This window comes from Vibrio sp. EJY3, assembly GCF_000241385.1.
GTDB lineage: Bacteria > Pseudomonadota > Gammaproteobacteria > Enterobacterales > Vibrionaceae > Vibrio > Vibrio natriegens.
This window is the reverse complement of sequence record NC_016613.1, coordinates 1,928,576-1,953,103: the sequence shown is the minus strand read 5'-3', so window position 1 is coordinate 1,953,103 and position 24,528 is coordinate 1,928,576. Positions and strand designations below refer to the sequence as shown.

Genomic DNA, 24,528 nt, shown 5'->3' with positions numbered 1-24,528 from the left:
CTGCCCCTTATGTTGAGGTGATAAAGAGACTATTTCACGTTGCGTGCCAAAAAATAAATTGTTTAAAAACAGTAATATAAAAATTATTTGTTGAGTGTTTTTTTGGTATTCTCAATTTGAGAACGGATTTGAGTAATTCGGGAGATAGCGATACAAAGCGCTGCGAGGATATAAATCGGCCACGTGAAGCCTTGGGTTAGGAAAGTACCGGAAACCACAGTGCCAATTACACCCGCATACACCGCAAGCGCTGTTGCTGTGAGATAAGGGGAAACCGAGCCTTTTCGCTGATTTAAGATAGAAAGCGTTTGTCGGCTCGTTTTAATAAGCGAAATGATCATACCAATAAACACAGCCAGACCAAGAAACCCGGTCTCAGCCAACACGCCGAACCAAGTGCTGTGAACCGCGTGGTTGAGCCCGTCCCAATGTGAGCTGTAATAGTAGTAATTCGAATAGAAATTGTTTAAACCCACGCCACTAAACGGGTTCACCACCGCCATCTTAAACGCGGCTTCCCATGCATATAAGCGTCCCATGGCTGATGCGTCGATGCCGTCTTCTGCTGCGCCGCCTGACTGACGGTCGGAAATTCCGGCTACGGCAAACAGTCCCAGCAACCCAATCACAGCGATGAAGATCAATAGTGATTTTGAGCGAATCAGACGCAGGCCGAAAATACCAAATACAGCAACTGATCCCAAAAGCCCACCACGGCTTTGTGTCGCGATAACGGCTGCCATTGCCAGTACTAGCCCGGTAACACCAAGAATACGTGAGAAGCCTATACCTTTTGTGGTGGCAAAGCTGATCGCAAACGCCAGAGGAAACATTAATACCAGCGACAAATCATTCGGATCACCAAGCACAGAGCCCAACTGACGACCGATGGTGACTCTCGTGCCCTCAACTAAACCAATCCCCGAAGCCGAATTATACAAAGCAACTACGGCGATTAATCCACCCGCTAAGATAATCAAGGTTGCGATTTTTCGCACTGCATCTTCCGTATTCACCAACCAAGCGATGGCTAGAGTCATGATGATGATTTTCCAATAGATATTTTTAAAATAGGTTATGGCTACACCCGGGTTAGAGGACAAGACAATGCCTATGACAACAAGCCCCCAAAATAGGACGAGCCACGTCATACTCGGGTGCCAGAAAGTTTGTAGCTGGCGACTGATCAAGGTGTGCCAAATCAAAGCGCCAAGCGCTCCTAAAGAGAGGAGTAAAGGGATTTTTAATGAATAAAGTGCGGGTAAGGCTTCGTGAATTCGAAAGAAGGAAAACAGTACAAATAGACTCACCAACCAGAATGTCTGATTGAGCACAAACAATGCCGCAAGCGGTAAAAAGCAAAGCACAACGACAATGGCTGGATGAGGTATAACATACCAAACCATGGCTAGCGTAAACGTAACCAGCGTCATTATCATTATTGGCCTGGCGTGTTTGACACTATTCATAGTGAGCGACCCACGTAATGAGTTAACGTGTTTGAAAGACGTTTGACTGAAGCACCTGAAATCAACTGGAACCGAATGGCGAAAGCGATAACGCCTAACGGCTGAAGCAGCAGCATTAACGCGGACACCTCGATACTTTGATGATACCGACTGGTTAATAGAAACAGCACCGTTAACGTTATCAGCGCACAAATAGGACCGGTTTGATAATCCAGATAATGCGCACGTTGGCTAAACCAGATTGTGAATATGAATCGACTTAATTGCCCCGCGATCAACCCGTAAAGCATTGCTTCAATGCCGAGGTCAGCAGAAAGGATACAAATCACCATCGCCAATGCGGTGGAGGCGAGGTTAATGTACAAAAGCTGAGAGGTGTGCTTTTGGTAGAGAATGCCAAAGTTAGTCAACTCGACCAGCTCTTTGAATAGCATCATTGTTATGGTCATTCCAACCAAAGTGATAGCAGGCTGGTAAGAGTCCGGTAAAGAGAACGAAATAAAAAGCTGACTAAGCCATGCCACAGTGACAGAAATAACGCACAACAGCAGTATCCCTTGAGTCGTCACGCTAGCGACATGTTCACCTCCATTTTTGTCCATGGTTTCGAAACGTTTTGGCATCCACCACATATGAAAAGGTTGGATAAGAATACCGACGCCAAGCGCGAATTTAGCCGCAATCGCATACATGCCTAAGGTTTCTAAATCGGTTGCTCCCGCGATCAGCCACCTTTCTGCACCACTTAAACCAAATGCCACCACACCGGACAACATTAGTGGCGCAGAGTAGCGGATATAACGAATAAAGCGTTGTTTGTTACGTAGGGAAAATGGAAAGTTGATGAAAACGTGCAAAAACAAAAACTGGATAAAGGTACACACGATATTGAGGGCAAAAACGAGTGTCACGTCCGGTTTGTATGTCAGGACGACAACAAGTAAAGAAACCTGAGCTAATACGGTCACGACACATATCTTAAAGAACAAGCTTGCTTGATTATGCAATCTTAACCAGGCAAGGCTGATAGCAAGGGGCGCTTCGTAACACAAAACCAAAGCCATAAATAGGATTTGCTCACTGGTGAACGTCGAGAGCTTAAAAGGGACCAGGTAATAAATGAACAAGATAAACAAACTCAGACTGAAAGAAACAACGAGCGATGCACTGTACAGTTGAGAAGCTTTTCTTTTTCGCACCGTGAAGCGACTGATTGTGCCTATAAATCGATAAAGATTTTCGTGCATTGCAATGCCCACAATCAGACTAAAGAATACCGTTGTGATACTGAGCAACTCGAGATGGCCGATTTCTTGCGGTGACAAGTATTGAGCCATGAGAGGCAAAGTGAATAGTGACACACCTTTAATGAGGAACAGGCTGACAGCATATAAACTGATGTTTTTCAGATGGCTAACATTCATTGCAAAATTTCCTATTCAAACTGAATTAGTTGCATGCGTGAAGGGCGGATGTAACCACGTCACCATTAATGTGTTGTGCAAACTTTTGGTAGCAATGTTCAGCTTTATAGCGGGTCGCTATTTCTAACGCACGCTGGCTGCAACGATGAAATGCTTGTTGGTCGTTACTGGCGTAGAGCAGAGCATCACACAAAGAATCAGGGTTTCCCGGCTGATACTTAATACAGTTTTCATTGTGGGTCAGTGTCTTGTCCCAATATGCGCCATCTCGAGGAATGACAACGCACATACCCGCAGCCAGAGCCTCTAGAATTGATAAACCGAATGGCTCATTACAGCTGGTTGAAACAAAGATGTTGGATTGACTCCGGATATCATCCAAGTTTTCAGGGTCTTCATACCAGATGGTGTGGGAGAGTAAAACCGGAGCATTGGAGATTGGTAAACACGTATCGACGGGGCGAATGTAGCAAACATTGAGTACGACAGACTGACTAATAGCGGCTCGTTTGGATGCTTTTATTAACGTTTCCAGACCTTTCCATTTCAGCAGCGATGCAGCCCAAAAGTAAACTGGCGTGTTTTTTTGACATTCCTGTGGCCAACGAGATGCCGGAATGCCATTCACAAATGACTGATATTGAGATGAGTTTAAGTAACTTTCAGCCATTGCCGAGGCGTCTTTTATTTTGGTCGCGGCTTTAAGGTAAGTTTCTAGTGCCGTTTTGAGGCTACAACGGGTAGAAGGTAAGTAAAACACGGCGTTCGCTCTGGTAAGACAGAAGCCAATAGAGCGTGACAGCCCGACGTTGCCGTGGATAAACTGAACGACTTCAATATTAAGAACCATCTGTAACAAGTAGACTGGCATATCCATACCCGGCCCTGAAGCGCCGATGAACGTAGTAATGCCGCGACGCCCAATCAATGTCTTTAGCAATACCAGTAGGAGATACAGTTGGTTTAGCCAGTAGAGAATCCCATTGTGCTGACTCATTAACCAAGGAACTGGGGAAATGGAAATCAAAGTAACATTGTGTTTGGCGTAGAACTCTGTTTGCTTCCAGAATGCCGTGTCTACTGTTGCGACAATGAAATCATTGGACTCAACACGGCATACATTGAGCGCATCACTGGTTGCAATCTTAGATCCGCCTTTAAATGCGATAGGGTCAAAAATAAGCGTTTTCTTGTTTTGACTAGTCATGCTGGCCTCCAAACGACAAACGATTTACCACATAGGTTTTGAGGGGGGATAAAGTGCTTATTAGAGACCGATTGGCTACAAATGGCTGTTCCAATAAGTCTCTATAAAGAAGTTCTATTTTTCGGCAACTGACAGATAGATCATGATTTTGGGTAATGTGATCAAAACCGCTCATTCCATACTGTTCACATAGTTCAGGACTATTGATGAGTACGCGCATCGCTTTTGCTATTGGGCCAATGCCCTGATTCGGATACAGAACTCCAGTTTTACCATGGGTAATGAATTCAGGAATTCCACCTTCAAGCGGCGCGATAACCGGGATTTTAGCAAGGGCTGCTTCTGCTACAGCCAGCCCAAAGGCTTCACTGCGAGCACCACTGATAAAGGCATCACATCCCTTTAGCCATCCAACGACATTGGATTGTTCGCCAACAAAGTGAATACGATTGCTTAGGTGCAAACGACTGGCTTGCTGAACAAGCTTGTCCATTAAATCACCATCGCCAATGACAACGAGACTAACGTTAGGATACTCAAAAGCCACGTGACGCATTGCGGTTATGATCCGGTCTACACCTTTACGGTGAATCAGAGAGCCAACCGTCGCAAAAACAAAATCCTGCTCTGGAATGGACAACGCTTGCCTAACATCGACTTTTTGCTGCGCGGAGAGTGAGACGGTATCAATACCGTTGTGAATAACCGATATTTTTTCGTTAGGGTAACCATCTTTAGTCATGAATTCAGCGACGTACTGACTGACTGAAATAATATGCGGAGAAAGGTGCAGGCCAAGGGTCAGGCGGTCGCGTGCTGGGTAAGGGCAGTGGAGCTGGGTAACGACGGGCACTTTCTTCATGCGTGCAGCGGCTAACATCCACTGGCAGGGCGCACCACTATTAATGTGTACAAGGTCTATTTTTTCGCGTTCGATGATCTCGCAACCTTGCTTAGTCAGACCAAGCCAACCTGATACGTTGTATTTAGGTGGTTTCCAGCCAAGCAGCAGTGGAAAATGATTAAGCTGAGTTGGAACACGCATCAGCTCTAACTGTTTTGAGAGTTCACAACTATTGGTCCAAACGTAACAAGCGTAGTGATGGTGTTCCATGTACTTAATGAGATCGAGCAAACATTTCTCGCTGCCTCGAATCCAGTCATCGCCATAATGTACAAATAGAATCTTTCTCTTCATGCCAACCCCTCTCATCGCATTTGCATAGAACCGTTAATTGCACTTTTCGATAGGACTAACGCAAATGTGATGCCAAGAAGATGGTGGCTGTATGTTATTGTTTTTAAGGTGATTTATAGGAGGCTTGAGGTGGGGCTTTATTGTTTCTCAATTTGACAATCAGATTGAGAGCTATTGGGGAAGTAGAGTTTTATTATTTTTGGGATGACGGCAGATTGAGAATAGTGCTGTTCAACGCTATCGATCGCCTGTTTTTTTATCACAAATTGCTGGTGGGGGGCGAGGGACAGATAGGTGTTTAAAGCCTCATTCAATTGATTGACGTTGTCGACTAAGTACCCGTTGGTTTCGTGTTTAATAAGCTTCGACATATTGCCAACATTAAGTGAGACAACAGGGATACCTCTCGCCATCGCTTCGAGCGCTGTCATGGGTAAGCCTTCATAACGAGAGCAAATGATCAAAATGCCAATATGTTGCCAGATGGCGTCCATGTTGTTTTGGTGACCATGAAACCTGACGTTTGCCGGAGCGCCTTGTGTTAGCTCCGATTGCATGGCCCCCGAGCCATAAAGATCAAACCGTTGTGTCTGATTTAGGCGCGCCAAGTCAATAAATCGGTCGGGACCTTTCTCATGGCTTAGCCTGCCAACAAACGCGATTTGGTTTCCTGTTGAGGTAGACAGCGTCTTGGTATCAATAAAATTATTGAAACTTTCTGATTTGGTTATCAGCTTTTGGGTGATTCTTTCACTCACGGCGATTGAGTGATTTGACACAAACGTGGTGAACCGGTCGGCACAGTCATATAACCACACCTTACCCGTTGGAGTTTCTCCTGCGTGATACGTAGATATTTGGCGAACTCCGGTCATTATTCTTGCTAGCTTGCAAACTAAGCTTGCTTTATAGCCATGAGCGTGGAGAAGAGCGGGTTTTTGCTTTCGTACCTGGCTAATTAAGTCGCTAAAGTAATTCGTGCCTGTAGAGCTCAAAAACTGGACAGCAATGCCGCTTGATTCCAGCTTGTCTTTGAGCAATTGCGGTTTGGAATAAGAGCGCAGAAACATGACTTTGACAGGAATTTCAAAATGCTTGAGCCCATTTGCGAGCTCAAGCACATGTGTTTCAATGCCACCGAAAGTCAGGCTGTCGATGACTAGCCAGACTTCGTTACACGAGTTGTTGCTCATCTTCAGCTTCCCAGGCTTGCTTCTTACGGTATACCGTAGAAGGGCTAAGCTCTAAAAGTACCGCCGCGTTCAGCACGTTTCCGTCGCAGTAATCAATGGCTTGCTGTATTGCCTCACGTTCAATTTGCCACATTGGCCTTATCGCTACAGGTCTTTCAATTTGCGGCTCAGTAACCGCGTCGTGACTATTTTCAGGAGCCTCATTGATCACGACGGGTTGTGGAGTGATGACTGGCTCAGGTTTAGCTACGCTGTTTTGCTTTGGCGCACGGCTTGATGTGACCTGAGATGGCAAATGCTCAAGGCGCAAATGACTATCGTCATTAAGGACCACGATATTGCGAATAATGTTTTGAAGCTGACGGACGTTACCCGGCCACGCATAGCGTTTTAGCGTTGGCTCTGCATCTCGGTGGATCGCGTTAAACTTTTTGCCATCTTCTTTAGCGTACAGTTTAAGAAAGTGAGTCGCTAACGTCGTAATATCATTGCCGCGCTCGCGTAATGGTGGCATGTCAATAGGCACTACATGCACGCGGTAGTAGAGATCTTCTCTGAAACGGCCTTCTTCTACTTCAACAAGAGGATCTCGGTTCGTCGCGCAGATGATACGAATATCGACTTTCATTTCTTTATTTGCGCCTAGCGGGGTAAAGGTACCTGTTTGCAAAAATCTGAGTAATTTTTTTTGCATCTCAAGTTCCATCTCACACAGCTCATCAAGAAAAAGCGTACCACCGTTGGCCATTGAGGCCGCACCTTTTCGATCGGCAGTAGCGCCTGTAAATGCGCCCCTGACGTGACCAAAGATTTCACTCTCCATGAGATCTTTTGGAATCGCACCACAGTTAATAGCGATAAACGGTTTATCTTTACGCTTACTCTCACGGTGGATGGCTTCGGCGCACACTTCCTTACCCGTACCACTTTCACCGACAATAAAAACACTTGCTGTCGTGGGTGCCACTGAATCGATGATCTTGTACACACCTTGCATTGGAAGGCTAGATCCGATGAAGCCGTGGAATCGGTTTCGATCGAATTTGTTTTCTATGTCTTCGACAAGGTTCTCCAGTTTAACTTGTTGCAAGTGCAGAGCGATGGAGGTCTTTAGGCGATCAGCATTAATTGGTTTTTCCAGAAAGTCTTTCGCTCCTTTTTGCACAAGGCTAACCGCCAGATCTACTGAGCCATGCGCCGTGGCAATGACGACGGATGTCGGGACTTGGTTCTCGTTAATCCAATCCAGAATTTGCTCGCCATCCATGTCGGGCAGTCTAAAGTCCAGAATAACTAATTGGGGAACATTTCTTTCAATAAAGGCGATGGCTTCTTTACCTGTCTCTACATGAAACAGGTCATAGGGCTCGTGCTGTACATACTGTTTGTACAAAATAGCAAGAGAAGTTGAGTCTTCGATTAGTAGTACTTTTGGTTTCATTGGAGCTGTCCTCTCTTAAGCCTTTATAGTTGTGTTGGTTCAATAAACCCTTGCTGTTTCCTTTCCTCTAATGCTTTTAGTGACTCTGAGGCAACAACTTCAAGTTTTTGTTTGTAGCTGAAAGCCTGCTCTTGTTTGCCGTCTAAGCAAAGATGCTCGATTTTTCGCGCGAAATTGGACAAAGTTCTATTACCGAGTGCCAGAGCTGAACTACCTAGGGTATGCGCTTCGAACTCTAATGTTTCTTTGTCCTGAGACTCCATAGCCAGATATATTTTGGCTAAACGCTGCTGAGATTCTTCAAGATAATGCTCGATCAGTAATGGAATGACATCGGCACTGGTGTCTGCGATCATTTGCTGCAAAATCTGTTCGTCTACTAAATCCAAATTTACTGCTTCCTCACGTTGGTTCGATTGACCTACGTTGGTATTTGTATATGAATTCTGATGCTTAATCAAATGACAGGGGTCTGATTTTAGATCTTTGTTTTCCTCTTGGTCATCATTTAAGAATAGGTTAATTTTTTCAATTAGTTGTGACAGCCTTAGGGGTTTTGACAAGTAGTCGTTCATGCCCGATGCAAGAAACTTTTCTTTATCACCAGCCAGTGAGTGTGCTGTTAGGGCGATAATTGGGATATCACACGCCTTACTGTCATCAAGGCTCCGAATCGCTTTGCAGGCTTGCATGCCATCCATTTCAGGCATGGAGATATCCATAAAAATCAGGTCATATTGATATTCCTGGACCATGGAAACCGCTTGTTTGCCATTTTCGGCAATATCGATAGATAGACCAACCCGCTTGAACATTTCACGTATGACGAGCTGATTTGCTTTGTTATCTTCTGCGACCAGAATACGAGCGTTCGAACGAATCAATTCCTGACGGAGTGAATCAATATTTGGAGAGGTCAACAACTCATCGGCTACCGAGAGCGTGATGTCAAATGTGAATGTACTGCCTACGCCGGGTGTGCTCTCGACCGTGACGTCACCATCCATAAGGGTGCAGAGTCGGCGACAGATCGCGAGGCCAAGCCCCGAACCTTCTTTGCTGCGTGAATAGGTTTGGTCCGCCATCGTAAACTCATCAAACAAGTAATCAATCGAGCTATTTTTGATGCCAATACCTGTATCTTGGATTTGGCAGGTGATTTTCACTCGCCCTTGTTCCAACGCCTCCGACCCAACTTTAACCGTGACGCTGCCTTCGTGAGTAAACTTGATGGCATTGCCTATCAGGTTGAGCAGTATCTGTTTGACGCGGTTTTTGTCTCCGCTGACTTTGCTTGGAACAGTGCCCTCAATGTAGCAATGTAAAATAAGGTTTTGACTCTTGGCTGCGGGCAAAAATGAATTCACCACGCTTTCGACACACTGTCTGAAGTCGAAAGGTTTATCTTCCAAAATAAGCGTATTGGACTCCATACGAGTGAAATCAAGAATGTCATTAATGACGGAAAGGAGGAAGTTGCCCGATTCAGTAGCGGTTGCGACCAGCTTTCTTTGCTCGTTGGTGAGTTTGGTCTCTTCCAGGATATTTAATATGCCCAATACGCCATTCATTGGAGTGCGTATCTCATGGGACATGGAGGCGAGAAAGCGGCTTTTAGAGTCGTTTGCCAGTTCGGCACCTTCCCGTGCTGCAGTGAGGTTTTGGTAGTCTTGTTCTAACTTAGCCGACATCTCATCGAATGCTTTGGTGACTTCACCAAGCTCATCTTTGGAATAGTGTTTAAGTTGAAACCCTGGGCCTTTTTCCCGAAGTGTTTGAGCGGCAGAGGTTAAGCGGGTGAGATTTTTAGTCAGATAGGTTCCAAGGATAAAGGAGAAAAACGCCACCAATATAACTTCGATGGTTGCAATACTGATAATTGCTTGCTGCGCGTCAATGAGCATATTGCTGATAGGGTGTGTCTCAAACCCCATATCTACATACCCATAGATATTACCGTTACTTTCAATGGGGGTACGTAGATCGAAGATACCGTCTTTCACGTCTTTTAGAGTTTCATCACTGACCATTGAGCGTGCAAGTAGCGCTGGGTCTCCTGCAGTGGCCATTTGGTTGCCACCGCGTAACACACGAACGTAAGCGACATCTTCTAACTCGATGAACTCTTGAGCTAAGTCGTCCAACGTCGCTAAATCAGTAGAGAGTAGTGCGTCTTTCGCAGCATGAGTAAACATAACTGCACTTGAATGAGCTCTTTGGAGTAACTGCTTCTCGTTGGAATCTGAGAGAAAACTCATCGCATTAGCCACGAGAATGATGAGGGCCGTAATTTCGATGAGAGCTATGCCAAGAATTGTTTTAGAACGCAACGTCATTAAAGCCTCCGGTTAGTCCAGTACTTTGATATTGAGTGCTCTTACATCGTCCCAATCTGTATCGACAGCTGATTCAAATCCGTTGATATTTAATAATTTTAGGGACGTTCTCCCTTCGAGTGTTTGATCTATAGACTTGAGCGCTTGTTGGATCAATTTGACTTGGTTGTGAGTCATTCTCGGGTGATGGGCTATGGCATGTGGTGTGTACGGTTTTGTTGTCCAAATCGGTTCTAGCTGAGATTTAACCTCGTCAGGTAATGAGTTAAAGGTTCTCATCACACCGCCGCCTGCTGGGTAAAAACCTCTCGCCACAGACAAATACACCGAGTCATGTGATGTTACGTAGTCAGACTCAAATTCGACGTTAGCCTCTCTCAAGTCACTTTGCGTTAATACCGTTGCAGCAAAGGCAGCAGGAGAAGGGAAGGCGAGCCTTTGTCCTTGCAGCGCTTGTAAAGACTCAATATTGTTGGCTTTCCTTGCTACCAGAATTCCGCTTATTTTTTTATCCTTGGCTTTGGCGAAGGCCCGATAGCCCGGCTGTTTGCTGTAGACGGTGTAATGATATGGGTTCATGTAAGCGATATCGTATTCGCCCGCCGACAAACGCTTTTCATACTCCGGAATGTTAGGAGCCGTGCTAAAGGCAATGTCGTAACCGGTTTCTCTGCTTATTTCAGCAACGAGAGGCTCCCACTGCTCGGCAAGTCGACTGGCAGATTGCTGAGGGACAACGCCAAATGTAAGAGTTTCAGCAACGGTTACTGCCGAAAGTAACAGAGTCGAAAGGGCGATAAAGGTTTTTCTCATGGCAACTCCTAAGCAGACTGAGCAAGGAACTCGTTGGTAAGAATATTCTGCGACCACTTTTCTCGCCAACTTTTGGGGATAAAGCGGAGCCGATTCAGCTCGCGCACCATCTCCTGAGCCAGTGTTGCCTGGTCTTTTAAATTGAGTATCGAGCCTAACAAGGTGATTGAAGGCGAATCAATCAATTGCATGGCTTTTTCAAGTTGACTGGAAGACGTTTTGCCACCCATCACCACGAGTGCTGTCTGGTCACAAGCGCTCGCAACGACTTGTGCAGGAATATTTCCTCTATTGACTTGAAGCAGCGGTGACGTGTCGCAAATAACGCGGTCGTATTGGCGAAGCCATTGTTTGACCGCGGCTCTCAAATGTGAGGGATCTTTGTACGCCAGAACTGCTGATTGGTTGTTCGGCACGGTTAACCCGGTAAACATTTGTCGCGTTGAAGCGTGCGCGACCAAAGAACCAATCTGATTGTCGATATCTGTTGTGATATCAATGCATTCGAAAGCTGGGTGGAAGGTATTAAGATCCACCACCAAGGTACGGTGACCCGCGAGCAGATAACGCTCAGCCAGTGCAGCGACAACGGAAGTCACGCCATCGCCAGATTGACATGCGGTAATACATAGTGAGCGACTGTCACGCATTTCTGCTGCAAGATAGATTTGCTCTATTTCTGTATGAGTTGCAGGAATAATCATTACAGAGCTCCTATTAACACGATGGTTGTCGTTAGGCGCAGAATGTCTTCAAGACCCACGCGTGCTTTTTCGATGATACTTTCGTTTCGATCGGGCACATAGATGGTATCGCCAGCTCGTAGTACCGGAAGTTTGTAAATGTTGGCAGTTTTACTAAAGTCTACCAAGTCAAAGGTTCTTGCTTGTCCTTGGCAACAAGACATATTGACGATCGAGATCTTCTCTAAATAGGCTCGATCAGACGGACCGCCCGCTTCGGCAAGTAAGTCCAGCAAGGTCATGTTGTCGTCAAATACATATCGACCTGGATTATTGACTGCTCCTAGTACGCGTACTGTTGACTCCTTAGAACGATCCAACCAAATCTTATCTTTTTCAGGGATGTAGATGGTGTCGCCCATGGTGACATTTGGAAGTAAGCTTTCATCCCCAGTCTCAAAGTATAACGATAGGTTAAGCTTGCTTACTTTGGAATAGCTTTTGTCACGATGTGTGATACGAATGTTGTGGATATCCGCGTCTTTTGTTGGGCCATCAGCCGCAGACAAAATATCGAGGAAATGCATATCCTTAGTGAAACGGTAGCGGCCAGGGGCATTGACTTGTCCAAATACATAAATGGATGCATCTGAGCTTTGGCGAACCCATTGCGATTTGTTGTCGGAAGGATCTTGAGGTAGATCGTGTACACGTACAATCGCACCAGCACTGATGTTAGGTAATTCGCTGTTCGGCGCGCCTTTTAGAATGAAATCATCGAGATCGAATATGTGTAGCTGATTATCAGCGGCGACTACTTCAATTTTCGAGGTGTCCGCGCGAAGGGTTGGGCCACCGACATGAGATAGCAAGTCCATAAGATCCATTTCATCTGACCACTCAACACGTCCGGGGCGAACCACTTCTCCAATCACACTGACGGCGCGATTGGGCGCAATTTTCAGCCAAGACTTTTCGTTCATGTCTGTCTTCTCAGGAACGAAGATCGCATCTCCCGGGCCAATCTTAGGCGGGCTTTTACGGGTCAGACCTTCAGTGAACGCGGTTAAATCAAATTTGATCACCTGACCATTGGACTTAATCACTCGAATCTGACGTGATTCTGCGTAACGAGTCGGGCCACCTGCGTTAGCCAGAATATCCATAAACGACGCATTCTTCTTACCTTCATAGGCTCCAGGGCTTGCCACTTCACCCATAATGTAAACCACGTTCGCGCCTGCCTTGATCTCTTCTTCTTGTTTAGGAACGAAGATGGTGGTTCCCGGCGTTAGTGGCGGCAGCAATGAGATATCACCGCTATCGAGATAGGTTTTCAGGTTAAACAACTTAGGAGTATTGTCTGAAATGACACGTATTTGTTCGACAGAGGCATAGCGAGTAACGCCGCCAGCTCGCATAATGATGTCAACCAGATCGCTATTGGCTTTAAAGCTGAATGAACCCGGCGCGTTTACTTCACCAAACACTTTAATTGCTGTTCGGCCGTCGGCGCTGTCACCCGCGTTAGCGAGTTTGTTCGCATCGAACTCTTGCTCGATATTACCGACCAGTGGAGACGCAGGAACAAATATCGTATCAAGTGAGATCAGCTCAGGTAGCAGTGATTCATCACCTGTATCGAGAAACGTTTTGTAGTTAAAGGTGATCTTATCTTTGCCGCGTTTGATAAACAGACTGTTGAGCTGCGCGCCGGAGCGTAATCCGCCCGCTGCGTGAATGGCCATTTGGACATCAGAAGACTTAGATAAAGTGTATTCGCCCGGAGAGGTCACATACCCCTGTACCGAGACTAAAATTTGTTGCTCAGCGATATAGACAGATGCAGAGGATAGGTCTCGATACACTTTTTCCAGCGATTCTTTAACGACTTGTTCAAGCTGAGCTTCACTGTAACCCGCGACGTATAGCGCGCCAACTTCAGGCAGAGTGATGCGGCCACGCTTGTCGACTTGAAAGCCTTTATTTAACGATGACTCACCGGGTAAGTTGACCTGAATGAGATCGCCAATTTGTACTCGTTCTTCATTCGCGTGCGCCACAGAGAAAATTGAAGTAAGAAGAAATAGGGCAATTAGGTTAATCCATTTCATTGTAAGCCTCCCTGCAAACGCTGCTTGGTTTGTTCTTGAGTATCCACCACTTCGATGCTTACGCGGCGGTTGGTAAGACGAACACCTTCCGATTCACCCTCATAGAGTGGAAGCGTGTCGCCGACCGATTGTGTTTCTATACGTTTCGGATTGAGACCAAAAATGGTCAGGTAGCGCTTGACTTGATTCGCACGTCCCATGGCAAGTTCCTGGTTGTACTGACCATCACCTACAGAATCAGCGTGACCAGTAACTTTGAGGTTTAAACTTGGGTGCTCATTTAAGATGTTCGCGGATTGGGCTAGATGGCCCATGTACTTTGGATTTACTTCTGTGGAATTAAAAGCGAACTGATTATCGACGTTAAGCAAGCTATAAAGTTGATCAATCATAGCTAAGCGCTTCTGAAATGCGTTTTCATCCATAGGAGGTACACACTTGGTCTGTGAGGTCGCATAGTCCAGTTGAAGTTCTAGCTCATTAAGACGCTTGCGCTGAATAACAATGTCGTTGGCAGCATCAAGCAGTAAACCACCTTCAAGCTCTCTAGCGATTCGGTTTTGTTTCTCCAACGCTTGTATAACTGCAGCCGGGAAACACCAACGCGCGCCTTCGCTGATCAAAGAGTCTAATTGCAGCTTAGTCAGTTGCCAGTCAAACCGAAGTCCGTGCTCCGGACCGAGGGGCTCATCTGGCATCACGGGGGTGAAGTTTGATTGGATGTAGTTTTCCCCAAGACCACCACGGCCTTCCTCTGGGTAACTACTGCATCCAACCACGGCAGTCATAGATACAGCTAGGGCTATGTGTTTGAAAGAAAAGTTCATGCCAACGTCCTTTGTCAGTGATCGTTATTTAGTAAGTTCGAGAGTTAACTGGTATTGCTTGGTTAATACGCAACAGATTCATTATTTCGAGAGGTTGGCCTGAAGCGTTTTCAATACGCATGCTTCTCTGGTTCTCGATAAGCCGTTTATACAGGTACACGATCGCACCTACGCCTGATGAATCAAGAAACTGGACTCGGCTGAAGTCAATTTCTATTTCTCGAGTAGATGGCTCAGCCAAAATTTCATCAATGTGTGGCTGCGCCTGGCGGCTACCGTCTGCGTCAAGGTTCCCGTTGATTACCCATGTCACGATAGTGTCGTTTGTTTCAATTTTACGAAGTTCCATAATCGTATCCCCTGCTAGTGTTTACAGCAGGATTGCAGGGAGTGTGCCAAGATTTATGTATTTAAATATCAATGACTTAGGTAGTGGCTGGAAGGGGTTCTCAAAATGAGAAAATGGAAGTTTCAAAATGACAATCAGAAAACGACGCTTATTTATGGCATCAATCTTTGTGTAATAACGTAAGTATTAACTAATCAGCAAGCTAATGGCTTATGCTTCTTTATTTCGCGTTAATCTAGATGATATTTTCTTCAGTTATAATTCTAAAGGGTACTTTCCCATCTGTATAAGTATCTGGAGAATAGCCGTTTGATAAGTGGTTGAACATAATATCCAGCGACAGTTCTGCATGTCGTTGAGCATTTTGGTCTAGCGAGAAAGAAAGCGTATTATTTTTTAATAGCTCTTCGGTAGTATCGTAAAGCTCATGAGTGATAAAAGCACAAGAACCAGCCTTACCTCTACTTGATATCCAATTACCGATGGTTTTGTTTCCTGCTCCCGAATTATAAATACCGATGATGTCACTGTTATTTTGTTGACTCAAAATACGCTGGATGGTTTCTTTATCGTCATTACCATACAAAACATCGCTCAACGTAATATTATCTCGTTTTCTTATCGCATCTTGGAATCCCTTCATTCTTTGTATGTGAGCCTGATAGTCGAATCGCCCGCTCATAAGAAGGATTTTTCCTTGCTCTGGCAGCATTTTAGACATCAGTGAAGCGGCCGTTCTTCCTATCTGATACTGATCGATTCCCACATGGCATAACCTTTTGCTATCAGGCAAATCGGTAGCTAGTGTGATAACAGGGGTTCCCTTAGAATGGCATTTCTCAAGCGCTTGATAAATGGTGTCATTGTCATTTGCAAATACGATGATACCGTCATACTTATCGGCGCTGTTCTCTAGGTGATTAGCAAGCTTTTCGGGCTGACTCTCAGGTACTAAGCTGCAACGTAAGCGAAAATTACGATACTGGTGTCCTTGAGCAACTTTACTAAATTCTCGGGTTAAAGATTTGAAAAATTGTGAAGGGTTCTGACTGAGGATAAGTTCTATCCTCCAGGGAGCTTGGTATATTTCTGGCAGTGTACGTTTAATCCCCAACTCTCGAGCTGCATTTATCACTTTCTGAACCGTTTTTGGAGAGACGCCTCCGCGCTCGTTCAGAACTCTATCTACGGTAGCAATGCCTACCTGCGCTTTTTCTGCAATTACAGCAAAAGTTGATTTCTTCATAACTCTATAGTTTGTACACGACAGTGGTTTGGTGTATCAATGGGTATTACTCAACGAATATTCGGTTTCCCTAGCGCTGACAATACGCTAGGCATCGTTAAATTTCTAGAGATAACTCTTTGTCTTCGCTTATTAGAATAATTACTTCATTCTCGTTTATCTTAATCGTCAAGCTGAAGCTAAAGCGTGCTGATTAATAACAGAACAACAAGCTGGTTGGGTACGCAAATAAAAATTAAAAAGCAATGGCTACTTAATTTTAAACTAGATCACATTTCATTGATGAAAACCCATCAAAACATAAGTACCAAAAACGATATGTAATCGCTACTATTTTTGGGTCGCCGATTACTAAGTTTATTACTTAGTTAGCCACATTTAATATTTTAATTTAATAAATACGTGAAATTATAACGAGGTAGTGAACATGACCACCCAAATTAAATTTGCTTTAAATCACATGCTTTGTCCAAAAGTATCGGCAGAAGCTCTTATTGATTATGCAGTGCAGCTGGGACTGGATGCTATCGAATTACGTAATGACGTAAACGAGAATAGCTTGGTTTCTGTTGAGCAAGCTAAAGTTATTGGTGCTAAAGCAAAATCCGCAGGTGTTCGAATTCTAACTATTAATGCCGTATACCCGTTCAATGTATGGGATAACGAATTAAAAGAGAAAGCAGAAACGTTGGCTGATTTAGCCGCAGCATGTGGTGCGGAGGCGCTGGTTCTTTGCCCTTTGAATGACGGTAATCAACGTACGAAGGAACAAGTGAAAGAGTCTTTAACTCACCTCAAAACTATCTTAGATAAACACGGCATCAAAGGCTATGTTGAGCCCCTAGGTTTTCCTATTTCATCCCTTCGCACTAAAGCTGAAGCGGTGGAAGCGATTAAAGAGCTCGGTTTCGAAGATACGTTCAAGATCGTTCACGACACATTCCACCACAAGGGTGCATCAGAAACTGAACTTTTCCCACAGCAAACGGGTTTAGTTCATATCTCAGGTGTTGAAGATGAATCCATCACGTTTGATGAAATGTTAGACGCCCACCGTCTGATGATTAATGCTCAAGACCGTTTGGATAATGTTGGTCAAATCAAACAATTGCTTGACGCTGGTTACACAGGCTATTTCTCATTTGAACCATTCTCTGCGCCTGTTTGGGAACTTCCAGATCACGTTGAAGCAGCGAAAGAAAGTATTGAATTCATCCTTGAGCGTATTTAACCCATTATTAACTCGTTAATAGTGGACTCTATATTGGGAGGCCGTTAATGGACAAAAATAAAGTAAAACTTGGTGCAGCGCCGATTGCATGGACAAACGATGATCTACCAAGTTTAGGGGCAGAAAATACATTTGCACAGTGTGTTAGTGAAATGGCCCTGGCTGGATTCACTGGTAGTGAAGTGGGTTGTAAGTTCCCTAAAGATACCAAGGTACTAAAAGAAAAACTCGCGCTTCGTGGCATTCAGATTTGTAACGCTTGGTTTAGTACTTTCTTTGCAGCTGGTAAGGAAGATCAATCAATTACTGAATTTATTGCGCATATGGAATTCCTACATGAAATGGGCGCAAAGGTTATTGGTTGCTCGGAGCAAAGTGGCAGTATTCAGGGCACTGAAAAAGCTGTCTTTGAAGAAAAACCGCACTGGACTGACGAAGAGTGGCAACGTGTTGCTGATGGCTACAATAAAATTGCTGAGCTTGCAGCCGCAAAAGGCATGAAAGTTTGTCTGCATCATCATATGGGTACCGGTGTTCAAACTCCATCAGAGATAGACCGATTTATGGAGATGACGAACGATAATGTTGGCTTACTCCTAGATACGGGGCATATCTACTACTCAGAAGGTACACAAGCAGCGATCCTTGAAGTTTTAGATAAATATGTTGGTCGTATTCCACACGTCCACTTAAAAGACATTCGTAATGAAAAGCGTCAACAAGTCATCGATGAGCATCGCTGTTTTCTTGATGGCGTTCGTTTAGGTGCTTTCACTGTTCCTGGCGACGGTGTAATTGACTTTAAACCGATATTTGACGCGTTAGATAAAGCTGGATACGAAGGCTGGATGGTTATAGAAGCAGAGCAGGACCCTAGCGTTGCCGATCCACTAGAGTACGCACAAAAAGCGCGAAAATATATTCGAGAAGTTGCAGGAATTTAAAATCAATATAATGCATTTATTATAAATTAATTCCGAACTAATTATTTTTTAAATGTAACTATTAACTCTTTATTTTATTAAAAATTATAAACACTATTTAATTTGAATCTGTATTGGTTTTATTCATATAAAAATAAAACTCTACAATTCAGACGGCGGTTTATTACCTCTAAAATAAATGAAAATTAAAGGACGAATATCATGACTTTAAAAGTAGGTGTGATTGGTTTAGGTGCAATTGGTAAAGAACATGCAAAAAGGATTCATAACCTTCTACAAGGTGCAAAAGTTGTTGCTGCTACCGATGTGGATCCTGACGCAGTAAAAGCATTTTTGACCGAAGAGAATATTCCGGCTGAAGTTTACGCTAATGGTAAGGATCTGATCAACTCGTCAGACGTCGATGCGGTTGTTGTGACGTCTTGGGGACCGACGCACGAAGAGTTTGTTCTTGAGTCGATCAAAGCTGGAAAACCTGTGTTCTGTGAAAAACCACTCGCTGACACTGCTGCAGGTTGCAAACGTATTGTTGAAGCCGAAATGGCTGCTGGCAAAAAACTGGTACAGGTTGGTTTCATGCGTCGTTACGATGCGGGCTACAAATTGCTTAAAGCTGCAATTGCAAATGGTGAGCTCGGTGAGCCTTTGCTCGTACACTGTGCTCACAGAAACCCTGAAGTTCCAGAAGCTTACCATGGCGATATGCCTTTCTCGGATACATTTATCCATGAAATCGATGTATTGCGCTGGTTAGTGGGTGACGACTACAAATCTGTTCAGGTTATTAATCCAAAACGTACGAAATACACCCACGCGAAGCTACAGGATCCACTGATGGTGATCGTAGAAACTCGAAGTGGCATTCATATTGATGCTGAAATTTTTGTTAACTGTAAATACGGTTACGATATTCAATGCCAAGTCGTTGGTGAAGAGGGGATTGCTAATCTGCCAGAGCCAATGAGCCTCTTGACTCGTAAAGATGCGAAACTTTCTACGAACATTCTGACTGATTGGAAAGACCGCTTCTTTGAAGCGTATGACGTGGAGCTTCAAGACTGGATTGATGCAACTCACGCAGGTGAAGTAAATGGCCCTAATGCATGGGATGGTTACTTCGCAGCGGTTACTTCAGATGCATGTGCTGAAGCACGCGTTTCAGGCAAGGTTGTTGATATCGACATGCCGGAAACGCCAGAGTTCTACAAATAGTACTCAATAAAATAGTTACTGCACAGAGTGCTAGGCAGTCGGTTACTTTTGCGATTTGATCGTTACTTTCCGATAGTCTTGGACTCTTAATTTAGTCGAAATCCCTCAATAAATTTTGAGGGATTTTTGTTTAAAGAAGCCAAAGATTTCCGTTTCCCCTAGTTTTCTCCATTTGTAGCGCCTTAGCCGCGCAGAGTAAGGAGACAGCGTTTAGAGCATCAATTATACGCTTAATCACGGATAAGTTACCTGTAATTGGGGAACGAGAGCCTTAGAGCTAGTTTACACAATTCCTTTTGCACAAAGGTTTAATTGCATAAAAATGAAATAAATTATTCGAAAATTTTCATCTTGTGGGTGTTTTTGATACACGGATCCCCCGTTTTTTGTGTGATTGGTCTTTTGTTTTAGCACAATGGTTTATTTGTAGAGCGCGTAACTATTACCACAATCTCACTAGATATAGCCTGTGTTGAATGATGTTTAATGTCTTTATTGGACATTGTTATAAGGAAGATTGGTCTTAACTTTATGATAACTATAAGTTATTCAAAAATGATGGTTTACATCATTTTTGAATATGAAGTATTGATGGAATTGATGCCAAAGCTTGTTAATGAAATGTTATGAGAGTCTTGTCACGGTCTCATCACTGTTTATCGTTTAGATTTCTTTTTGTGAACTAATATTTTCACTTTTCTTAAAAAGTAAAATTTAAGTTTCATGTAATAAGAAGGTTGTGTTAGCAAAAAAACATCTGGTCAGAAGTAATTGTCATCAGCAGATAGAAACGCGATCGTTGTCGATATCTGTATGTATTGAGAATGGCTTCTCAGATTGTTAATTGAGCCGAATACAATAAAGAACGAGTTGCACTTAACCTTGAAATAAAGTGAGTGGAACGACCCTAATCTAATTTTAAAAAAATAAAGAGCTTGATCTTTCAAGGAGGATGTATGTCCGCAATAAGCGATATATCAAAGCCTGTGATATCACAAGAGTACAACGTTAGGTACGTATTATTAATTTGTAGTATTGCTGCACTGGGCGGTTTATTATTTGGTTATGATACTGCCGTTATTTCCGGTGCTATCGGACCGATAAAACAATATTTCCAACTCGACTCATTTGGTGTGGGGTGGGCAGTATCAAATGTCGCGATTGGCTGTATTATCGGTGCGCTTGCATCGGGTCGAATTGGTGCTAAATATGGTCGAAAACGTTCGCTAATTTTTGCGGCAATTCTATTCACAGTCTCTGCGGTAGGTTCGGCACTTGCTGACACCTTCTTTTGGTTCATTGTATTTCGTATGATCGGAGGACTGGCTGTCGGGCTAGCTTCTTCCATTTCGCCAATGTATATCTCGGAAGTGTCGCCAAAGATAGTTCGTGGTCGAGCGCTCAGCATGCAAAACTTCGCTATTGTTGGTGGCCAAGTGGTGATATTTGTCGTCAACTACTTAATTGCAAAAGGTATGGCTGAAACATGGCTAGTTGATACTGGTTGGAGGGTTATGCTCGGTTCGGAAGTGATTCCTTGTGTGTTATTTCTGGTGGCTTCCTTGATCATTCCTGAATCTCCGCGCTGGCTAGTGATGAAGGGTGAGATGGCTAAAGCCGAGAAAATCCTTGCTCGTATATTCAATCCAGAAAAAGCGAAAGAAAAGCTTGTTACTATTCAAGAATCAATTGTTGATGAAAGCGTGAGCAAGCAAGTCGCTAGCAAGCAGACAGTAGTGCGTGAGAAACACTTTTGGTTTTTTGTCTTTATCGCATCTGCAATTGCAATTTTTCAACAGGCCAGTGGCGTTAACGTCATGATGTACTTTGCCCCGGTTGTTTTAGAAAAAGTAACTGGAAATGCAGAAATTTCTTTATTCTTAACCATCTGGGTTGGTGTGATTCAACTTATTGGTACATCAATTGGTTCTTTATTAATGGATAAAGTGGGTCGCACTCCGCTTCTCAAGGCTGGTTCGATTGGCGCGACTATTGGCTTATTACTCACCTCGTACTTCATCTATCGATCAAGTGGTCTAGTGGGCGAAGAAGCCATTCAAATGGGCTACTGGACATTATTCGGGATGATGGTCTTTATGATTTGTTTCGCATTTTCATGGAGCTTGGGCGCGTGGATTGTCGTTTCTGAAATCTTCCCAAATAGAATGCGTTCGTTGGGTATGTCATTTGCTATCGGAAGCATGTGGGTAAGTAACTTCTTTATCGGCCTTTTGTTCCCATTTATGAACGATAACGCATGGTTAAATGAGCATTTTAATGGTGCATTCCCTATGTGGGTCTTTGCTTCGTGTATGGCGATGTCTTACTTCTTTATTGCTCGCTTCCTGCCAGAAACTAAGGGCGTTTCATTGGAAAAGATGGAAGAGCATATATTAGGCAGTAAAGCATAAGAAGGATTAACGTTTTTGAATACGTAGCGCTAAGGTTATTAAACTTTAGCGTTATTTGTTTTTTGAACATACTAAGCCTGTGATCTTTTGTATCGGTTAGGTCACTTGGAATGTGCGCCATTCTCATGATCAGACCAGTTGAGCGTAGGTAGGCGCTTGACTCAATATCGTTTCAAGGCTATTGAAAGGCTACCCTTGTAACCAACTCTTAATAAAAGATATTTCATGACGAATAAAGCAAAGAATAGAAGAGTAACAATAGCGGATCTTGCTATGCATGCGGGTGTTAGTACCGCAACGGTTGATAGGGTACTGAATCGACGCTCGACGGTAAGACGTAAAACTATAGAAAAAGTACTAGCTTCAGCCGAGGAGATTGGGTTCCGTGCAACCCGTCTGGTCGAAACTGCCTTAAATGACACCTATCTGGAAAAAAATCTCGCAGTAATACTTCTTTCCCAAAACCAGCATTTTTATAAACTGTTAGGCGAAAGCATTCAAAATGAGGTCTACGATAAGTTTCCACATTGTAAGCTGAAGATATTTTATCTGGACGACTTAAACCATCTGACTTACACCACACTGCTCAATCGAATATCAGACGCATACGACACCATTGCACTGGTTTCTCCTGAACACCCCCAGATTATAGAAGCCGTTGACAAGCTAGCTAGCAATGGCGTCAACATCATATCGTTACTTAGCCAATTAAATACAACGGAAGAGATACATCATTTAGGTATTAATCCCAATGTGATGGGGAGGCTTGCAGCCTGGTACATTCATCATATGGCTAATGATAATGGGGCAGTGGGTATTATTTCCGGAAGTAAAAGGTTCCATTGCCAATCTGGGTATATGAGTGGGTTTTACTCCTATTTTGAGGAACATGCTCCTGATACTGAAGTCATTGAATCGACAATGAGCCTTGAAAATTATTCGCTTGCTTTAGAGTCGGCAGAAGAGCTTCTCGTTTGTCATCCAAATCTTTCTGCTATTTATTGTGCTGGAGGGGGAAGTGAAGGTGTTATTGAAGCGCTAAAAAATCATCGTACTAAAAAGGAAATTTTTACTGTTTGTCATGAGCTCACAGATGTAACACGAGACGCTTTGGATGAAGGTTTAGTTCACACCGTATTATCAACGAGAAAAGAGCAGCTGATCGAGCAGTTGTTTAAAGTAGTTTATCAGTCAGAGGGTAATAACCAGTCGCCATTAAGTTTTGAACCTGTGGTTATAGATACTTACTGTCGAGAAAACATATAGTAAACCTAAAGTGAATTTCATGCCCTATATGTGCCGTTAATTCTAATCGCTTATTTTTAACGGCACGTTTTATCTATGATTAAAATGAAATATTAACCAATATACTTTTTCATATTATCAAAGCATTGTTGTGCAATATCATATAAGTCATATTCCCAGTGCTTCGGACTCAGTAGTTCTGCTGACCACATACCGTCATAACCCGTCGCTTTAACTGCATCCACCCAAGCTTGAATATCGATATCACCTTCTCCTGGCATGTAACCACGTTGGACGAGTTGATCCCAATCTTCGCCTTCATAGGGTAATCGGCCATCACAAAAGTGAACGCCATAGATGAGGTTCTTATCTAATTTCGCGATGTCTTCTGGTTTAGATCCCGTTGCCCATAAATGCCAAAAGTCGACCACCATACCTACGTTGTCACGGCCTAAGCGACGAATAACTTCAAGCCCCTGTTCTAGAGAGCGAAACTTAGTAAAGGCAATAACTTCTATTTGATATCGGACTCCATATTCTTTACCGATATCAGCGATGGAACCAATATTCTCGGTCAGAATATCCATGATTTGATCGTCCGGGAGGTGATCGATACCATTGAGGGCAAGAATTTGCACCGTTGGACAATCAAGTTCGGCTGCTGCTTGAGTTAACCTCCTTGCCTCTTCGAGCATTTGCGTACGTTCTTCGCCTTGATGACGCTCTACAGAAAGAAGGGCATTGATACACCCAGCACTTAAACCATAGCCATCAAGAACTTCCTTTAATTTTTTATTCGTTCCACCGTTATCTTGGTAGCTAATAAGCTTATCGCCCAGAATTTCTAAGCAATCATAACCAATATCATGTGCAATACGAGCATCCGTAATAACGTTACTACTTTTTGTAGAAATACCATGTAGAGCTTTTAACATAAGGGAGTCCTTGTATTGATGTCATACTATTAGTATATTTTTTGGAATTTAAATTTCAAATTAATTGATTTTAAATATTAAATTTCATGAAATAGTGTGAGCTAGAAGTAAGATAGAAGGGTGAAGAGACCAATTCCCTTGCAATGAACAGCAAAGTACCACGGGAAAACTCGTACCAACCTTCGTTTAGTTAATGAATTAGCTGAGTTTAATTGATAAGTAAAATCAGGTTCTTGGCCGATTAATAAAT

At 43.6% G+C, this 24,528-nt stretch carries 19 protein-coding genes; 5 read left to right on the top strand and 14 right to left on the bottom strand.

Going from position 1 to position 24,528, the window contains the following annotated elements:
• Positions 1 to 83: 83 nt before the first annotated feature.
• From VEJY3_RS08865 to VEJY3_RS08805, 13 genes are all read right to left on the bottom strand, one after another.
• Positions 84 to 1,469 (bottom strand): O-antigen ligase family protein, encoded by a 1,386-nt coding sequence (locus tag VEJY3_RS08865; protein ID WP_041170232.1) that lies wholly within the window; start codon positions 1,467 to 1,469, stop codon positions 84 to 86.
• Complete coding sequence (locus VEJY3_RS08860; protein ID WP_014232115.1) at positions 1,466 to 2,893, bottom strand: lipopolysaccharide biosynthesis protein; 1,428 nt, start codon at positions 2,891 to 2,893, stop codon at positions 1,466 to 1,468. Before VEJY3_RS08860 ends, VEJY3_RS08865 begins: the two co-directional genes overlap by 4 nt.
• A 25-nt stretch (positions 2,894 to 2,918) precedes the next feature.
• Complete coding sequence (locus VEJY3_RS08855; RefSeq protein WP_014232114.1) at positions 2,919 to 4,100, bottom strand: glycosyltransferase family 4 protein; 1,182 nt, start codon at positions 4,098 to 4,100, stop codon at positions 2,919 to 2,921.
• Complete coding sequence (locus VEJY3_RS08850) at positions 4,093 to 5,298, bottom strand: glycosyltransferase (RefSeq protein ID WP_014232113.1); 1,206 nt, start codon at positions 5,296 to 5,298, stop codon at positions 4,093 to 4,095. The genes VEJY3_RS08855 and VEJY3_RS08850 overlap by 8 nt, the downstream gene beginning before the upstream one ends.
• Positions 5,299 to 5,435: 137 nt before the next feature.
• Positions 5,436 to 6,491 carry a glycosyltransferase family 4 protein gene (locus VEJY3_RS08845; RefSeq protein ID WP_014232112.1) on the bottom strand — a complete coding sequence of 352 codons (1,056 nt, stop codon included), beginning with the start codon at positions 6,489 to 6,491 and terminating at the stop codon, positions 5,436 to 5,438.
• Positions 6,472 to 7,932: a sigma-54 dependent transcriptional regulator gene (locus tag VEJY3_RS08840; RefSeq protein WP_014232111.1), complete on the bottom strand. Its 1,461-nt coding sequence runs from the start codon at positions 7,930 to 7,932 to the stop codon at positions 6,472 to 6,474. The genes VEJY3_RS08845 and VEJY3_RS08840 overlap by 20 nt, the downstream gene beginning before the upstream one ends.
• Positions 7,933 to 7,955: 23 nt before the next feature.
• Positions 7,956 to 10,268, bottom strand: coding sequence for a response regulator (locus tag VEJY3_RS08835; protein WP_014232110.1), 2,313 nt, complete (start codon positions 10,266 to 10,268; stop codon positions 7,956 to 7,958).
• Between the two features lie 12 nt (positions 10,269 to 10,280).
• On the bottom strand, positions 10,281 to 11,081 hold the full coding sequence (locus VEJY3_RS08830) for a phosphate/phosphite/phosphonate ABC transporter substrate-binding protein (RefSeq protein WP_014232109.1): 801 nt from the start codon (positions 11,079 to 11,081) through the stop codon (positions 10,281 to 10,283).
• 8 nt (positions 11,082 to 11,089) lie between these two features.
• Positions 11,090 to 11,785 carry a chromosome partitioning ATPase gene (locus VEJY3_RS08825; protein ID WP_014232108.1) on the bottom strand — a complete coding sequence of 232 codons (696 nt, stop codon included), beginning with the start codon at positions 11,783 to 11,785 and terminating at the stop codon, positions 11,090 to 11,092.
• Positions 11,785 to 13,878, bottom strand: a complete 2,094-nt coding sequence (locus tag VEJY3_RS08820) for an SLBB domain-containing protein (RefSeq protein WP_014232107.1) — start codon at positions 13,876 to 13,878, stop codon at positions 11,785 to 11,787. The genes VEJY3_RS08825 and VEJY3_RS08820 overlap by 1 nt, the downstream gene beginning before the upstream one ends.
• Positions 13,875 to 14,705, bottom strand: a complete 831-nt coding sequence (locus VEJY3_RS08815) for an OmpA family protein (RefSeq protein ID WP_014232106.1) — start codon at positions 14,703 to 14,705, stop codon at positions 13,875 to 13,877. Before VEJY3_RS08815 ends, VEJY3_RS08820 begins: the two co-directional genes overlap by 4 nt.
• Before the next feature lie 28 nt (positions 14,706 to 14,733).
• A complete protein-coding gene (locus VEJY3_RS08810; RefSeq protein WP_014232105.1) occupies positions 14,734 to 15,054 on the bottom strand; it encodes an STAS domain-containing protein in 321 nt (106 codons plus the stop codon).
• Between the two features lie 235 nt (positions 15,055 to 15,289).
• Positions 15,290 to 16,300 (bottom strand): LacI family DNA-binding transcriptional regulator, encoded by a 1,011-nt coding sequence (locus VEJY3_RS08805; RefSeq protein ID WP_014232104.1) that lies wholly within the window; start codon positions 16,298 to 16,300, stop codon positions 15,290 to 15,292.
• A gap of 427 nt (positions 16,301 to 16,727) precedes the next feature.
• On the opposite strand from VEJY3_RS08805, the gene VEJY3_RS08800 reads away from it, so the two are divergent.
• From VEJY3_RS08800 to VEJY3_RS08780, 5 genes are all read left to right on the top strand, one after another.
• Entirely contained in the window at positions 16,728 to 17,531 is an 804-nt protein-coding gene (locus VEJY3_RS08800; RefSeq protein ID WP_014232103.1) for a TIM barrel protein, read from the top strand.
• A 47-nt stretch (positions 17,532 to 17,578) separates the two neighbouring features.
• Positions 17,579 to 18,475 (top strand): myo-inosose-2 dehydratase, encoded by an 897-nt coding sequence (iolE, locus tag VEJY3_RS08795; RefSeq protein WP_014232102.1) that lies wholly within the window; start codon positions 17,579 to 17,581, stop codon positions 18,473 to 18,475.
• Between the two features lie 201 nt (positions 18,476 to 18,676).
• Entirely contained in the window at positions 18,677 to 19,687 is a 1,011-nt protein-coding gene (locus VEJY3_RS08790) for a Gfo/Idh/MocA family protein (protein ID WP_014232101.1), read from the top strand.
• Between the two features lie 956 nt (positions 19,688 to 20,643).
• Positions 20,644 to 22,098, top strand: coding sequence for a sugar porter family MFS transporter (locus VEJY3_RS08785; RefSeq protein WP_014232100.1), 1,455 nt, complete (start codon positions 20,644 to 20,646; stop codon positions 22,096 to 22,098).
• 225 nt (positions 22,099 to 22,323) lie between these two features.
• A complete protein-coding gene (locus tag VEJY3_RS08780; protein WP_014232099.1) occupies positions 22,324 to 23,364 on the top strand; it encodes a LacI family DNA-binding transcriptional regulator in 1,041 nt (346 codons plus the stop codon).
• Positions 23,365 to 23,456: 92 nt separating this feature from the next.
• On the opposite strand, the gene VEJY3_RS08775 is transcribed toward VEJY3_RS08780, so the two are convergent.
• Positions 23,457 to 24,278 carry a sugar phosphate isomerase/epimerase gene (locus tag VEJY3_RS08775; RefSeq protein ID WP_014232098.1) on the bottom strand — a complete coding sequence of 274 codons (822 nt, stop codon included), beginning with the start codon at positions 24,276 to 24,278 and terminating at the stop codon, positions 23,457 to 23,459.
• Between the last annotated feature and the right edge of the window lie 250 nt (positions 24,279 to 24,528).